Below are 15330 nucleotides of genomic sequence, written 5' to 3' on the forward strand. Positions count from 1 at the left end.
CGAAGCCATGGCGTTTGTTTCACCTGACAGGCCAAGCGATCGGAACGTTCCCGGAATTGGCCGCGAGAGCCGCCCGTCGGCGGCGTAGAATGGCGTAAACAAGAGGACGCGAAGCGTTACCTCGCCGTATGAGCCATGGATGCTCCGGACCGGCGAATCATCCGCCGCTGATACAGGGGTGCACAGTCAGGCAACCGAGCGTTATCCCCTCCTCCCCCGGTGAGCGCCATTCCCGGCGGATTTCCCGCAGTCCCGTGGCACGGCAACGCGTGGAAGGTGTGAGCCTCGTGGTGGTGAAGCTGAACGCACGAGCCTTTGAGCATGCGAAGAAGCTGGTCAAGGAACGGCGGGTGGTCCTCGACGACCGGGACGAGTGGAGCGAACACCGCCCCTCGGCCGAGGAGGAGAACCGCTACCTGGAGCAGCACGGCTTCGCCGAATACCGGAAGTGGTACCTCGGCGAAGACGACGAACAAAAAGAAGAGAACAAAGGCCGGTACAAGTTCCCCTATGGCGACTTCGAGAAAGTGCACCGCTGCGGAATCCTCTCCGCGGAGTCACGCGCCGGGCAGTACAAGCACACCGACATAGAGGTTGCCGTGGCTCATGTGCACGGAATGCTGGAAGAACTTTCCTGAGCCGGACTCATGCCCCGCCTGCCGTCCCCGCACCGCCCGGCACCCGCCACTACGCGGCGATCCTGCAACTCCCCCTCACCGCGCCCTACGAGAAGGCCGACTGATTCGCCCGCAACTTCCCGGCGTTCCGGCCGGACTCCTCGGTTCGCTCCCGGGCGGCACCGCGTGGTAGCTCACGTGGACGGGTGCACGGTGCGGCTGACGGCGGACGGCCCCGGCCTCGCCCTAAGCTCGGCGCCGTGACGTGGCTGCGGGCGCTGGGGCTGATCGTGCGCTCCGGACTGACCATTGAGAGGACCCGGCTCGAACCGCTGGTCGCACTGCGCGCCGCGGCCGGAGTGGCAACCGTGATCGGGCTCGCGCTGTGGCTTGCCTCCCCGGCCCATGCCGCGTCCGCCGCGTTCGGAGCCTTCTCGGCCGGCACCGCCACGTTCCAGCGGAGTTGGCGCCCGCGCAAGGTGCTCGCGCTGGCCGCCGGCGTGGGCCTGGCGCTCAGCACCTTCCTGGGATATCTGGCGGGGGCGCACCCCGTGCCGTTCCTCCTGCTGCTCGCCGTGTGGTCCTTCGGCGCCGGAATGGCCTGGGCCGCGGGCTCGACCGCCGGGATCGTCGCGGCCACCACGATCGGCATCATGCTGGTGACCATCACCCTGCCGACCACCGTGGTGCAGGCGCTGGAGCAAGCCGCGGTGATCGCCTTCGGCGGTGTGGTGCAAGCGACGCTGATCCTGCTGTTCCCGATCCGCCGCTGGGGAGCGCACCGGGATGCGCTCGCCTGCGCCCTCGCCGCCGTGGCCGACTACGCCCGGCGGCTGCGGCACGACCCGGTGGCCCCCTTCGCCCCGGAACCGATGATGACGGCCCGCGACGCCGCTGCGGTCACGCCGTGGCAGGCGCGCCGGCGGCCCGCCGCCCTGCACGGCCCCCGCGGCCTGGCCGAGCGCATCCGCCCGGTCCTCGCCTCCCTCGCCGACCCCCGGGTCGGCGCTCCGGCGGAGGGGCCGGAACGCGACCGGGCGCGGGAACTCCTGAAGGCGGCCGGCGAGGTGCTGGACGCCGCTGCCCACTCGATCCGCCGCGGTACCCCGGTCCGGGCGCCCTCCGAAGCCATGGAGGCCCTCCGGAGCGGGGAGGACGAGGTGCTGCGGGGGCCGGCGCGGCTGGCAGCGGTGCGGCTGTCCGATCTGCTGCGCGAGGTCGTGGAGACCGCGGACAGCGGCGGCACCCACGCGGCGAACGCCCCGGCACTGGTGCGTCCGACCATGTTCCGGATGGTGCCGGTCGTGCTGCGTGCGATGCGCCGCGAGCTCACCCGGGACTCGACTGTGCTCCGGCACGCTGTACGTCTCGCCGGGGTGGCGTGCCTCGGCTACCTGCTCGGCAATGCGCTTCCGCTGGGCCACGGCTACTGGGTGCCGATCACCTCCGTCATGGTGCTGCGGCCCGACTTCCACCAGACCTACTCCCGTGCTGTGGCCCGGTTCTCCGGCACTCTCGTAGGCGTCGGCCTGGCCACCGGAGTGGTGCAGTTGGCTCACCCGGGCGCATATCTGTCCGGCGGTCTGGCCGTGTTCTCAGCCGGGTTGATGTACCTGCTGATGCACACCGGGTACGCGGTCTCGCAGTCCTTCGCCGCAGCGTATGTCGTCTTCCTGCTCGGGATGGGGGGCGCGGAGTGGCACCAGACGGTGCGGGACCGAGTGCTGCTGACCCTGCTCGGCGGTGCGCTCGCGATGCTGGCCTATGTGGTCTTTCCGGCCTGGGAGACCCCGCGGCTGCTGGACCGTCTCGCGGACTGGCTCGCCGCGAACGGGCGGTACGCGGCGGCGGTGGTCGGCAGCTACGCGGATCCCGGCGGCGGGCATCGCGCGGAAGTGCGGCAGGCACTGCTTGCCGCCCGTAAGAAGGAGGCCGCGTGGGACGAGGCTTTCGAGCGGTCCAAGCAAGAGCCGGTGAAGCATCGTGGACTGACCCGCAGTGCGGCCCAGGACGCGTATGAGGCGCTCAAGTCGATGGGGCGGGCGGCGATGCTTCTGGAGGCCCATCTGCCAGGGCCAGGGGTGCGGCCCGTCCCGGAAGCCGCACTGTTCGCGGCGGCCCTGCGGGCGGACACCGCGCGTGCGGCCCGGGACGTACGCGAGCGGCGGGCCCCGGGATGGGAGCGGGTAGCGGCGGCGCTCGACGCCTGGGAGGGCGCGGACGACGGTGATGATCCGGTGGTGCGGCGTGGCGCGGAACTTTTGCTGGGGGCCCTGGAGGAGCTGACGGCCGCGCTGGGCACGACACCGCTGGAACGGGATGTCGAGTCGGTCCGGGAGGCGCGGGAGAACCGGCAGGAGCGACCGGCACCGGAGGAAGCGGCGGCAGAGGCGGAAGAGGAACAGGAACTCCGGCGGGGGCGCGGTGACGGCTCGGCTCCGCCACCCGAGGACGTCGGATAGGCAGCGCCGCGTTCCGTGCGGCAAGCCGGGGTTTCGTGCCGGAACCGGACGGCGGGATGTGCGCACGGCCGGAGCCGCGCGGTGAGCGGTGTCAGGTCTCCCCGGAGGCCGGTGGCCCGGTCTCCTCGTCGGGATCGAGGAAGTACGGATTTTCCATGATCATGCCGTTCAGCCAGACCTTCGGATGGGCCTTGATCAGTGGGACGATCAGGTCACTGTGGAACATCTCCAGGTCGTACATGCACATCCCCACCTGGGGATGCGACCGCAGCCACCGGGTCGCGTGCATCTCGTACCGGACCAGGTCCTCGACGAAGGCGGGCTGCACCAAGGGCTGGGCCCAGCTCATATCGGCGGCGAGCCGGGCGCAGGTGTCGTTGTCGGCCGGGAACATCTCGTCCGACCATGCGGAGAGCCGGGCCAGTGTGCGGTCTCCGTCGAAGGTCCCGTCCCGCAGATACTCGTTCGGGCCCCTGATCTGGAGGCTGTTGCCGCCCCCGCCCACCGCGGGGGCGTGAGAGGCCAAGACGTCGCGAAAAGTACCGCCGTCGCCCTCGGTGCCCAAGAGGAGGCAGATGTGCCCTGCGCTCAGGCCCTCCGCCAAGAAGGGGGTCATGAGCTGGTCCCGCTCGGCACGCCCCCGGTACAGGGCACAGATGTGGTCGCCGGGAGTCAGTGGTACCCCGCCCAGGTGAGCGACAGCGGCCACGGGAGCGTCCGCTGTCCGCCGGTGCATCGCTCGCCTCCTGGTCAGGGTCAGCCGCCCAGGACTTTCCACACCCGGGTGGCAACGTGCAGGTTCAGCCGGCTGTCGACGTCCCCGAGGTCACTACCGCTGACCTCGCGGATGCGCTGGAGCCGGTAGCGCAGGGTGCTGCGGTGGATGGCCAGGGCGGCTGCCGTGGCGTCGTAGTTGCCACCGCACTCGAAGTACTGGGAGAGGGTCTGGACCAGGTCCGAGTGGTGTCCGGCGTCGTAGTCCAGGAGCGGGCCGAGCCACTCACGGACGAACTGCTCGACCTCCCGGTAGCCGCCGCCCGACCCCAGGATGCGGTAGAGACCCAGTTCGTCGAAGGTCGTGGCGCCGTGGGGGGACTGTGAGCACTGGCGGACCTCCAGGGCGCGCAGCGCTTCCTGGAACGAGCGGGGGATCTCGCTCGGGGTGTCGCAGCGGCCGCCCACACCGATCGAGCCGGTGGGCGAGCCGAGTTCGCGGCCCACTGCCTCGTGCAGGGCCTTCGCCTGGGGACGGCCCTGCAGTACCAGGACGGCCATCCCGGACCGTCTGGCCAGCAGTGACCGCATCCGCAGCCCGGCCGCCGACCTGCCGACCGCTTGCACGAAGGTGTCGTCGGCCGGCCGGCCCGTCCATTGCGCGGCGACGAGATAGTGCGGACCGTGCAGATCATGGCCTACCGCGGCGGCCCGGGCGTAGGCGCTCGCGTCGTCGGTGCCGGTGATCAGGTCGTCCACGAGTTCGCGCCGTAGCCGCAGTTCCACCTCGGCGAGGTTGCGCAGATGGGCCAGTTCCAGGGCCAGCGCAGTGCTGGCGTAATCGAGGGCGAACCGTTCTTCCTCGCCGGCGCTTGCTTCGGGGTCGATCAGGGCCACGGTGCCGAGGACCTCGCCACGGTGCTGGGCCAGCGCGATGACCTGTTCCGCCACCCGCACCGGCAGCTGTCGGCGGGCCACATCCTGCAGAAGCTCTTCGTGCGGGGTCGCCTCGGGTTTGGGGTAGGGGTCGGGGCGGCCCGGGCCCGCCCAGGCCCGCAGATTGCCGAAGCGGTCCTCGATGGCGACCGGGTAGCCGGTGAGCCTGTGGAGGGCCTCGGCGATGCCCTGTACGCCGTCGTCGTGCGCGGAGGCGTCGCTGAGCATCTCGTGGACGGAGCGCTGATGCTCCAGTTCGGAGACGGACGTGGTGAGCCGGGCGTTCGTGGCCGCGCGGTCCTCGCTGAGCTGCCGCAATTGCTGTTCACGGTCGCGTTCCGTGCGCCGGGCCATGGCTTGTGTAAGGGCCGCCGCGGTCTGCTGAGCCAGGACCCGCAGCAGGAAGTACTCGTCATCGGTGGGCCGGGACGGTGCGCTGACCACCAGGTGGCCGATGGCGTCCGCCGTGCTGCGCAGCGCGAGGCTCCAGCCCCATTCCCGGTCCGGCACCGTGACCGGCCCACCCTGACCGCCCAGTCTCCGGACCTGGGCATCGAGGTGGCGGGTGGCGTGGGGCCAGTCGGCGGGTGTGCGGGTCAGGCCGTTGTCGAGCGTGAGGTAGGCGGCCTCGGCGCGGCACGGACCGAGGGTGCCGACGGCGGTGAGGGCCCGCGTCAGGACGTCGCTCTCGTCCGGCGCGTCATTCATGATCATCGAGAGCACGAAAAGGCTGTACAGGTTCGCCAGGTGCTCGCGGCCCCAGCTGCTCCGGGGGGACCGGCCCGTCGTGCCCGACGTGGTGGCCATGGTGGGATCACGGGCCTTTCTAAGGGAGCCGCCCGGTATCCACAGTACCCAATGGCGCCGACATTGTCCGAAATGTCGGGCTCGATCAGCTCACCCTGGCAGACCGAGATTGCCTACGGATTTCGGCCCCGCAGGCGCAGGCCGCGGGTCGCCCGCCATGGCGAGACTGAAGCGGTCAGCCGTGAACCCGTAGCAGTGGCATGTCGCCGGGAGGAGGGGACATGAGCCAGCAGGATCGTCGACCCATCGCGTCCTACGCCACCTACGCGGAGGCGGAACGCGCCGTCGATTACCTGTCCGACCAGGAATTCCCGGTGGAACGCGTCGCCATCATCGGCCACGACCTGCAACTCGTCGAACAAGTTGTCGGCCGTATCGGATATGGCAGGGCGGCGCTGAGCGGGGCCGCATCCGGAGCGCTCCCCGGTGCACTGATCGGCTGGCTCTTCGGCCTGCTCAGTTGGCTCAACCCGGTGCTGTCGTCGCTGTTGCTGGCCCTTTACGGGCTGATCTTCGGCGCGGTGATCGGCGCGCTGCTCGGACTGCTTCTGCACGGCGTGCAGCGCGGGCGTCGCGACTTCGCATCGGTCAGCGCGATGCAGCCGAGCCGGTACGAGGTCGTGGCGGACGCCGAGGTGGCCGATCAGGCCGCCAAGCTGCTCGACCGGCTCGGGAGCGCGGCGGCCGGCACCACCGACACCGAGAAGTGAGACCCCGCGGCACAGGGCGCGCGAACACTTCCGTGGCTTGCGATGAAGGAGTATCCCCATGGCTAAGGCAGTCGGCATTGACCTCGGAACCACCAACTCGGTGATCGCCGCGTGGGAGGGCGGTGAGGCGACGGTCCTCCCGAACTCCGAGGGCAGCCGCACGACCCCTTCGGTCGTTGCGTTCACCGACTCGGGCGAGCGGCTCGTGGGCCAGTTGGCCCGCCGCCAGGCGATCCTCAACCCCAAGGGAACCATCTACTCGGCAAAGCGCTTCATCGGCCGCCGCTACGACGAGATCTCGGACGAGGCGAAGGCCGTCGGCTTCGACGTGGTCGCCGACGACCACGGCAATGCGCGCTTCGAGGTACGCGGCAAGCTGTACGCGCCCGAGGAGATCAGCGCACTGGTCCTGCGCAAGCTCGCCGACGACGCCGCCAAGCAGCTGGGCGAGAAGGTGACGGAAGCCGTCATCACCGTCCCCGCCTACTTCAACGACGCCCAGCGCACCGCGACAAAGGACGCCGGGCGCATCGCGGGACTGGAGGTCCTGCGCATCATCAACGAGCCCACGGCGGCGGCCCTCGCCTACGGGCTGGACAAGAAGGGGCACGAAACCGTGCTCGTCTTCGACCTGGGCGGCGGCACCTTCGACGTCAGCCTGCTCGACGTCGGCGACGGGGTGGTCGAGGTCCGGTCCACCGCGGGCGACAGCCACCTGGGCGGTGACGACTTCGACCGGCGGCTGGTGGACCACCTGGCGGACAACTTCCAACGCGACAACGGCATCGACCTGCGGAACGACCCGCAGGCCCTGCAACGGCTTTTCGAGGCCGCGGAGAAGGCCAAGACCGAACTCAGCTCGGTCACCCAGACGCAGGTCAGCCTGCCGTTCATCACCGCGGACGCCGCCGGCCCGAAGCATCTGACCGAGACGGTCATGCGGTCCACGTTCGACCAGATCACCTCCGACCTGGTCGAGCGGACCATGGAACCGGTCAAGCAGGCGATGGGCGACGCCAAGATCAGCGAGGCCGATATCGACGAGGTCATCCTCGTGGGCGGCTCCACCCGCATCCCCGCCGTCCAGAACCTGGTCCGCCGGCTGACCGGCGGCAAGGACCCGAACATGAGCGTCAACCCCGACGAGGTCGTGGCCATGGGCGCCGCGATCCAGGCCGGGGTGCTCAAGGGCGACGTCAAGGACGTCCTGCTGCTCGACGTCATCCCGCTGTCGCTGGGCGTGGAGACCCGCGGCGGTGTGATGACCAAGATCATCGAGCGGAACACCACCATCCCGGTCCGCCGCACGGAGACCTTCTCCACCGCCGAGGACAACCAGGGGGCCGTCGACATCGTCATCCTGCAAGGAGAGCGCGAGCTGGCGAAGGACAACCGCGTCCTGGGCCGCTTCCAGCTCAAGGACATCCGCCCCGCGCCTCGTGGCGAGCCGCAGGTCGAGGTCACCTTCGACGTCGACGCCAACGGCATCCTGAACGTCACCGCGCGTGACAAGGACACCGGCGCCGAGCAGGGCATCACCATCAGCGAGGGCTCCAACCTCGACCAAAGCGAGGTCGAGCGGATGGTCCAGGAGGCCGAAGCGCACCGCGGCGAGGACCAGGCGCTGCGCGCGGCGGTGGACGCCCGCAACGAGCTGGACGCCGTTGCCTACCAGGTCGAACGCCGGCTGAACGAGCTGGGCAACGCCGCACCCGCGCACGAGAAGGCACGGGCCGAGATGCTCGTCACCGACGCCCGGGAAGCCGTCAAGGAAGAAGCGCCGCTCGACAAGGTCAGGTCGCTGACCTCCGAACTCCAGCAGATCCACGCCTCACTGGCCTCCCACCAGGCAGGCGCGGGCCCGTCCGCGGAGGAGCGGGCCACGGCGGGCGCCGGGGCAGGCGGTGCTTCGGGCACTGCCGGATCCGACGACGACGTGGTCGACGCCGAATTCGACAAGAGCTGAGGTGCGGCGATGTCCACCGAACAGGAGCCGACGACGCCCCAGGACGAGCTGAGCCAGGCCCTGCCCCCGGAGCAGCCGGAGGTGGACGACCACGCCGCGGCCCTCGACGAACTCCAGGACCGCTGGCGCCGCGCCCTCGCGGACCTCGACAACCTCCGCAAGCGCCACGCCAAGGAACTGGACGCCATACGGAACGAGGAACGCGCCCGCACCGCGGCGGCCTGGCTGCCGGTGGTCGACAATCTGGACCTGGCGCTCACCCATGCCGGATCCGATCCGTCCGCCGTGGTCGAAGGCGTCAAGGCCGTACGCGACCAGGCCGTCGACGTGCTCCGCCGGCTCGGGTATCCCCGCTACGAGGAGACCGGAGTGCCGTTCGACCCGGCCGTGCACGAGGTCGTCGGCATCGTCGACGACCCCGAGGCCGAGCCGAACACCGTCGTGCGGGTGGTGCGTCCCGGCTACGGCGAGGGGAACCGGCAGCTGCGCCCCGCGGCCGTCATGGTCAGCAAGCGGCAGGAGTGACGCCCCATGGCACGGGACTACTACGACGTGCTCGGGGTGCAGCGCAACGCGAGCTCCGACGACATCCAGCAGGCATTCCGCAAGCTGGCCCGCAAACACCACCCCGACATCAACAAGGACCCGGAGGCCGAGGAACGGTTCAAGGAGCTCAACGAGGCGTACAGCGTGCTGTCCGACCCCAAGACGCGCAAGCGCTACGACCGCTTCGGCGAGGACTTCCGGCAGATCCCGGAGGACTGGGAAGAACGGGTGGGAGCGGGCGTGGGGGCCGGGGCGGGAGCCCGCGGCCGCGGCCGGTCCACCGGCGGCGGCCGGGTCCGGTTCACCGACTACGGCGAGGGATTCGACGGCTCCGGCATCAGCTTCGAGGACCTGTTCGGCGGGATGTACGGCCGCGGCGGAGGCGGCGGCCGCTGGGGCCCGGTTCCCGGGGCCGACCAGGAGGCCGAGATCCAGCTCGGTGTCGAGGATGCCTACCACGGCGGCCGTCGCAGCATCACCCTCGCCGGGCCCGGCGGACAGCGGACCTACGACGTCAACATCCCACGTGGCGTGGTCGACGGACAGCGCATCCGGCTGGCCGGGGAAGGCGGCAGGGGCAGCGACGACGGTCCCCCGGGAGATCTGTACCTCCGCGTACGGATCAAGCCCGATACGCGATTCCGCCTGGAGGGCCGGGACATCCACGTCGCGCTTCCCGTCACGCCCTGGGAGGCGGCGCTCGGCGCGACGGTACCGGTACCCACGCCCGGCGGCACCGCCAAAGTCGCCGTTCCCAGGGGCTCGTCCAGCGGCCGCCGGCTGCGGCTGCGCGGCGAGGGCATGCCCAACCCCCGTGGCGCCAACGGAGATCTCTACGCGGAGGTCCGGATCATGGTGCCGCCCGAACTCGGCGACCGGGAGCGTGAGCTCTTCGAGGAGCTGGCTGCCGTGTCCACCTTCGACCCGAGGAAGCCAGGATGACCCATGATCCACGGCGCGCTGCCGCCGGGCCGGAGGCCGGGCATCGCCGGCCGACGGCGCCGGACAAGCAGCGGGCCCTGAACGTCGTTGTCCGCAACTACGCCCTCGCTCCCGTCGACAGACTCAGCCTGGACGTCGTGGCCCGGCGCTCCGGACTCCACCCCGATCTCGTCCGGCGGTTCGTCACCCTCGGCCTGGTCGACGCCACCCGCGACCACAGCGGGCGGCTGTGGTTCGGCCCGGGCGCGCCCGCAACTCTCGCCCGCATCCAACGGCTACGGGCCGGGCTCCCCCTCAACTACGCCTCCCTCGGTCTGGTGCTCGATCTGCTCGACCGGATCAGCGAGCTGGAGGCCGCGTTGAGACGCAGCAACGCCGGCTCGAGGAGTGATGAATCGTGGATATGAACCGGCTCACCCAGAAGTCCCAGGAAGCCCTTCAGGAAGCGCAGACGATCGCCGGCCGGATGGACCAGACCGAGGTCGACGGTGAGCATCTGCTGCTCGCCCTCCTCGACCAGCCGGACGGGCTGGTGCCGCGGCTCTTCGACCAAGCGGGCGCCGACACCAAGGCGTTGCGCGCCTCGCTCATGGGCGAGCTGTCACGCAGGCCGAAGGTGACCGGACCCGGCGCCACACCCGGCCAGGTGTACGTCACCCAGCGGCTGGCCAAGCTGCTGGACACCGCCGAGCAGGAGGCCAAGCGGCTCAAGGACGAATATGTGTCCGTGGAGCACCTCGTCCTGGCACTGGCCGATGAGGGCTCCAGGACCGCGGCGGGACGTCTGCTCAAGGAACACGGCATCACCAAGGACGTCTTCCTGTCCGCGCTGACCCGCATCCGCGGCCACCAGCGGGTCACCTCGGCGACCCCCGAGGCCGCGTACGAGGCGTTGGAGAAGTACGGCCGTGATCTGGTCGCCGAGGCGCGCAGCGGCAAGAAGGACCCGGTGATCGGCCGGGACGCGGAGATCCGCCGCGTCACCCAGATCCTCAGCCGCAAGACGAAGAACAACCCCGTGCTGATCGGCGATCCGGGCGTCGGCAAGACGGCCATCGTGGAGGGACTGGCACAGCGGATCGTCCGCGGCGACGTCCCCGAGGGGCTGCGCGAGAAGACCATCTTCTCCCTCGACATGAGCTCGCTGGTGGCGGGCGCCAAATACCGTGGTGAGTTCGAGGAACGGCTGCAGGCCGTGCTGAGCGAGGTCAAGGCCGCCGAGGGGCGCATCCTGCTCTTCGTCGACGAACTCCACACGGTCGTCGGAGCCGGCGGCGGCGCCGAGGGCGCGATGGACGCCGGCAACATGCTCAAGCCGATGCTCGCCCGCGGTGAGCTGCACATGATCGGCGCCACCACGCTGGAGGAGTACCGCAAGCACGTCGAGTCCGACGCCGCCCTCGAACGCCGCTTCCAGCAGGTCCTGGTGGACGAGCCGAGCGTGGAGGACACCGTCTCCATCCTCCGCGGCCTGCGCGAACGTCTTGAGGTCTTCCACGGCGTGAAGATCCAGGACACCGCGCTGGTCGCCGCGGCCACCCTCAGCCACCGCTATATCTCCGACCGCTTCCTGCCGGACAAGGCCATCGACCTCGTCGACGAGGCATGCGCGCGGCTGCGCACCGAGATCGACTCCATGCCGGCCGAACTCGACGAGATCACCCGCCGGGTGACCCGTCTGGAGATCGAGGATGCGGCCCTCGCAAAGGAGACCGACGCCGCCAGCCGTAAGCGGCTGGAGGAGCTCCGGCGCGAACTGTCCGACCTGCGCGCCGAGGCAGACGCCATGAACGCCCAGTGGGAGGCCGAACGCCAGGCCATCCGGCGAGTGCAGGAGCTGCGTCAGGAACTGGAACAGGTGCGTCAGGAAGCGGAGGAGGCCGAACGCACCTACGACCTCAATCGCGCCGCCGAACTGCGCTACGGCACACTCACCGAACTCGAACGCCGGCTGGCCGCCGAAGAGGAGGCGCTCGCTGCCAAGCAGGGCGATACCCGGCTCCTGCGCGAGGTCGTCACGGAGGACGAGATCGCCGAGATCGTCGCCGCCTGGACCGGCATCCCGGTGACCCGGCTGCAGGAAGGCGAGCGGGAGAAGCTGCTGCGGCTCGACGAGATCCTCACCGAGCGGGTGATCGGCCAGGACGAGGCCGTCAAGCTGGTCACCGACGCCATCATCCGGGCCCGCTCCGGCATCCGCGACCCGCGCCGTCCCATCGGCTCGTTCATCTTCCTCGGCCCCACCGGCGTCGGAAAGACCGAACTGGCCAAGGCGCTGGCCGCGGCACTGTTCGACACCGAGGAGAGCATCGTCCGTCTCGACATGAGCGAGTACCAGGAACGGCACACCGTCAGCAGACTGGTCGGAGCGCCGCCCGGATACGTCGGCTACGAGGAGGGCGGCCAGCTCACCGAGGCGGTACGCCGCAAGCCCTACTCCGTGGTCCTGTTCGACGAGGTCGAGAAGGCACACCCCGATGTCTTCAACACCTTGCTGCAGGTACTCGACGACGGCCGGATCACCGACGCCCAAGGCCGCACCGTCGACTTCCGCAACACCGTCGTCATCATGACCTCCAACATCGGATCCGCCCATCTGCTCGACGCGGTGACCCCCGAGGGCGAGATCAAACCCGAGGCACGGGCCCTGGTCGAGGGCGAACTGCGAAGCCACTTCCGCCCCGAGTTCCTCAACCGCGTCGACGACGTCGTGCTGTTCAAGCCGCTGGGCATGGACCAGATCAAGCGCATCGTCGAGCTGCAGTTCAACGACCTGCGCCGGCGCCTGGCCGAACGCCAGATCACCGTCGAACTCACCGAGCAGGCCCGCGAGCTCATCGCCCAGCAGGGCTTCGACCCCGTCTACGGGGCACGGCCGCTGCGCCGCTTCATCTCGCACGAGGTCGAAACACTCGTCGGGCGGGCCCTGATCCGCGGCGATGTACAGGACGGCTCGGCGATCCGGGTCGACGCCCAGAACGGTGAACTGGTGGTGACGTACGACAGGCCGGCCCCGGCCGACCACGGAATGGCTGCGTGAGCACGGTGACAACGAGCCGGAGCATGACGGTCGTCTGTGACTCGTGCGGCCGCAAGAACCGGGTGCCGGCAGCGGGGGACGGGCGTCCCAAATGCGGAAACTGCGGTACCCCGTTGCCCTGGATCGTCGATGCCGGCGACGACGACTTCACGGAGATCGCCGACAAGGCGGCGCCCCTCGTCCTCGTCGACCTCTGGGCCACCTGGTGCGGTCCCTGCCGCATGGTCAGCCCCGCACTGGAACAGGTCGCCCGCGAGCTCGCCGGAAAGATCAAGCTCGTCAAGGTCGATGTCGACCAGGCCCCCAGGCTGTCCCAGCGATTCCAGGTGCAGGCCGTGCCGACCCTGCTCCTTCTCGACCAGGGAGAGACCATCGCGCGACAGGCCGGCGCCGCCCCCGCCCACGTGCTGCGCCAATGGGTCGAGGAGACCATCGCGGGTCGCCGCTGAGCCCGTCCGCCAAGGAAGGACGACCATCATGACTACCGAAAGCGACTGGCACCTGTCGCTCGTGCGCCCGGTGACGCCGCGCACACCCGGGGGCTGCGAGGAGTGCCTGCGCCTCGGCTCCCCCTGGGTGCACCTCAGGCTGTGCCTGACCTGCGGACACGTCGGATGCTGCGACTCCTCGCCGCTCAAACACGCCCGTCTGCACGCCGCCAACGACGGCCACCCCATCGTGCAGCCCCTCGAACCGGGAGAGAACTGGCGCTGGTGTTACGTCCACGAGGCCGTGGTCTGATGACTGCCGCCGGCCCGGACGGGGTACCCACCGAAACCCCCGATCAGCACGGAGCCTACCCCCGGCTGACGCCGGAACAGCTCGATGCGCTGGCCCAGTACGGCGAGTACCGCCCCACGCGGCGGGGCGAGGTGCTGTTCCGCGAGGGCGAACCGTGCGCGGAGTTCCTTGCCATCGTCAGCGGGATGGTCGAGATCATCCACGACTACGGCGGTCCCGACCAACGCACCGTGGCGGTACACGGCCCCGGCCGCTTTCTGGGGGAACTCGGTCTGCTCGAAGGGCAGACGGCGTTCGACACCGCGGTGGTACGCGAGCCCGGCCAGGTCCTCGCGGTCCCGGTGGAGCGCCAGCGGGCCCTGGTGGCGCGCGATCCGGCCCTCGGGGACCTGATTCTGCGCGCCTACCTCGGCCGCCGGTCCCTGCTCATCGGCCTGGGCGCCGGCTTCCGGATCCTGGGCTCGTGCTACTCCCCCAACACCCTGCGACTGCGTGAATTCGCCGCCCGCAACCGGCTACCCCACCGATGGATCGACCTGGAGAAGGACAAGGAAGCCGAGGCGTTGCTGCGCCGGTTCGGCATCCGCCCGGACGAGACCCCGGTCGTCATCTGGAAGGAAGAGCAAATACTGCGCAATCCCAGCATCGCGGACCTCGCCCGCCTCATCGGGCTCCCCACCTCTGCGCACGGCGACGGTGAATACGACCTGGTGGTGATCGGCGCGGGCCCGGCCGGGCTCGCCGCCGCCGTCTACGGATCGTCCGACGGCCTCGTCACCGTAGCCGTCGACGCCATGGCCACCGGAGGCCAGGCCGCCACCTCCTCGCGCATCGAGAACTATCTGGGCTTCCCGTCCGGGATCTCGGGTGGCGAACTCATGGAACGCTCGGTGCTCCAGGCCCGCAAATTCGGCGCACAGCTCACCGTCCCCGCCGAGGCCACCTCGCTCGAACCGCGCGACGGCCGGTACGCCCTCACCTTCGCGGACGGCTCCGAGATCCGGGCCGCCACCATCGTCCTGGCCTCGGGAGTGCACTACCGCAGGCTCGACGTCCCCGGCATCGACCGGCTGGAAGGCTCCAGCGTCTACTACGCCGCCACCCTCCACGAAGCCAACCTGTGCCGGATGGACCCCGTGGCCGTGGTCGGCGGGGGCAACTCCGCAGGCCAGGCGGTGCTCTTCCTCGCCGAATACGCACCCAAGGTGTATCTGATCGTCCGCAGCGGCGACCTCGGCAAGGACATGTCACGCTATCTGGTGGACCAGGTGACACGCCATCCGAAGGTCGAGGTGCTGACCCACACCGAAGTGCGCCAGGTCAACGGGGAGGGCATCCTGCAGTCGTTGACCGTGGAGGACAACACCTCCGGCGACCGTCACGAACTGCCGGCCCGCGCCCTGTTCGTGTTCATCGGCGCCCGGCCGCACACCGAGTGGCTGAAGGACGTCGTCGCGCTGGACCGGCGGGGGTTCGTGCTCACCGGCGCCGACGCCCGGGCAGCGGCCGACGAGAACATCTGGGAGCCACTCGGGCGTGGGCCACTGATGCTGGAGACCACGCTGCCGGGTGTCTTCGCCGCGGGTGACGTCAGGAGCGGGTCCGTCAAGCGGGTCGCCTCCGCCGCGGGGGAAGGCGCCATGGCCGTCCGACTCGTCCATGAACACCGGGCCCAGGAAGGCAATCTCGTCCGCGGCTCCGGCGTGGGCGAGCCTCGGTCCGTGCCGGCCCAGTCGGTGTCCTGACACCGGCCGTCCTGGGGCAGGAGACGGCCGACGGGCTGCCGGGGATCGTGCGGGTGGCGGCGGTTGCCTCGGCGTTTTTCCTGGTGTGGCGGCTGCGGCGGGTC

Annotated in this window: 13 protein-coding genes; 11 read left to right on the forward strand and 2 right to left on the reverse strand. The window is 70.1% G+C overall.

Annotation, left to right across the window (positions count from 1 at the left end; genetic code table 11):
• Nucleotides 1-287 precede the first annotated feature (287 nt).
• Both SL103_RS24810 and SL103_RS24815 read left to right on the forward strand, forming a co-directional pair.
• On the forward strand, nucleotides 288-638 hold the full coding sequence (locus SL103_RS24810; protein WP_069574076.1) for a hypothetical protein: 351 nt from the start codon (nucleotides 288-290) through the stop codon (nucleotides 636-638).
• 239 nt (nucleotides 639-877) lie between these two features.
• Nucleotides 878-3079, forward strand: coding sequence for an FUSC family protein (locus SL103_RS24815; RefSeq protein WP_069571157.1), 2202 nt, complete (start codon nucleotides 878-880; stop codon nucleotides 3077-3079).
• Nucleotides 3080-3170: 91 nt separating this feature from the next.
• On the opposite strand, the gene SL103_RS24820 is transcribed toward SL103_RS24815, so the two are convergent.
• Together SL103_RS24820 and SL103_RS24825 are read right to left on the reverse strand one after the other, a co-directional pair.
• Complete coding sequence (locus tag SL103_RS24820) at nucleotides 3171-3815, reverse strand: MEDS domain-containing protein (protein WP_069571158.1); 645 nt, start codon at nucleotides 3813-3815, stop codon at nucleotides 3171-3173.
• Nucleotides 3816-3835: 20 nt separating this feature from the next.
• The gene (locus SL103_RS24825) at nucleotides 3836-5536 is read right to left on the reverse strand and encodes a PucR family transcriptional regulator (protein WP_069571159.1); all 1701 of its coding nucleotides are present in this window, start codon (nucleotides 5534-5536) and stop codon (nucleotides 3836-3838) included.
• A 221-nt stretch (nucleotides 5537-5757) separates the two neighbouring features.
• Between SL103_RS24825 and SL103_RS24830 the strand changes: the two genes are divergently transcribed.
• Genes SL103_RS24830 through SL103_RS24870 form a run of 9 tightly spaced genes read left to right on the forward strand, consistent with a single transcriptional unit; the run spans nucleotide 5758 to nucleotide 15226 of the window.
• Nucleotides 5758-6246, forward strand: a complete 489-nt coding sequence (locus SL103_RS24830; RefSeq protein ID WP_079145957.1) for a general stress protein — start codon at nucleotides 5758-5760, stop codon at nucleotides 6244-6246.
• Between the two features lie 58 nt (nucleotides 6247-6304).
• Complete coding sequence (gene dnaK, locus SL103_RS24835) at nucleotides 6305-8212, forward strand: molecular chaperone DnaK (protein ID WP_069571161.1); 1908 nt, start codon at nucleotides 6305-6307, stop codon at nucleotides 8210-8212.
• A 9-nt stretch (nucleotides 8213-8221) separates the two neighbouring features.
• A complete protein-coding gene (locus tag SL103_RS24840) occupies nucleotides 8222-8737 on the forward strand; it encodes a nucleotide exchange factor GrpE (RefSeq protein ID WP_104531167.1) in 516 nt (171 codons plus the stop codon).
• A 6-nt stretch (nucleotides 8738-8743) separates the two neighbouring features.
• Nucleotides 8744-9700: a DnaJ C-terminal domain-containing protein gene (locus SL103_RS24845; RefSeq protein WP_069571162.1), complete on the forward strand. Its 957-nt coding sequence runs from the start codon at nucleotides 8744-8746 to the stop codon at nucleotides 9698-9700.
• On the forward strand, nucleotides 9697-10107 hold the full coding sequence (locus tag SL103_RS24850) for a chaperone modulator CbpM (protein WP_079145958.1): 411 nt from the start codon (nucleotides 9697-9699) through the stop codon (nucleotides 10105-10107). The genes SL103_RS24845 and SL103_RS24850 overlap by 4 nt, the downstream gene beginning before the upstream one ends.
• A complete protein-coding gene (gene clpB / locus SL103_RS24855; protein ID WP_069571163.1) occupies nucleotides 10098-12740 on the forward strand; it encodes an ATP-dependent chaperone ClpB in 2643 nt (880 codons plus the stop codon). The genes SL103_RS24850 and clpB overlap by 10 nt, the downstream gene beginning before the upstream one ends.
• 23 nt (nucleotides 12741-12763) lie before the next feature.
• Nucleotides 12764-13189, forward strand: coding sequence for a thioredoxin (trxA, locus tag SL103_RS24860; protein WP_397739070.1), 426 nt, complete (start codon nucleotides 12764-12766; stop codon nucleotides 13187-13189).
• Between the two features lie 28 nt (nucleotides 13190-13217).
• Complete coding sequence (locus tag SL103_RS24865; RefSeq protein ID WP_069571164.1) at nucleotides 13218-13481, forward strand: UBP-type zinc finger domain-containing protein; 264 nt, start codon at nucleotides 13218-13220, stop codon at nucleotides 13479-13481.
• On the forward strand, nucleotides 13481-15226 hold the full coding sequence (locus tag SL103_RS24870) for an FAD-dependent oxidoreductase (protein WP_069571165.1): 1746 nt from the start codon (nucleotides 13481-13483) through the stop codon (nucleotides 15224-15226). Before SL103_RS24865 ends, SL103_RS24870 begins: the two co-directional genes overlap by 1 nt.
• Nucleotides 15227-15330 lie beyond the last annotated feature (104 nt).

This window comes from Streptomyces lydicus (assembly GCF_001729485.1).
GTDB lineage: Bacteria > Actinomycetota > Actinomycetes > Streptomycetales > Streptomycetaceae > Streptomyces > Streptomyces lydicus_D.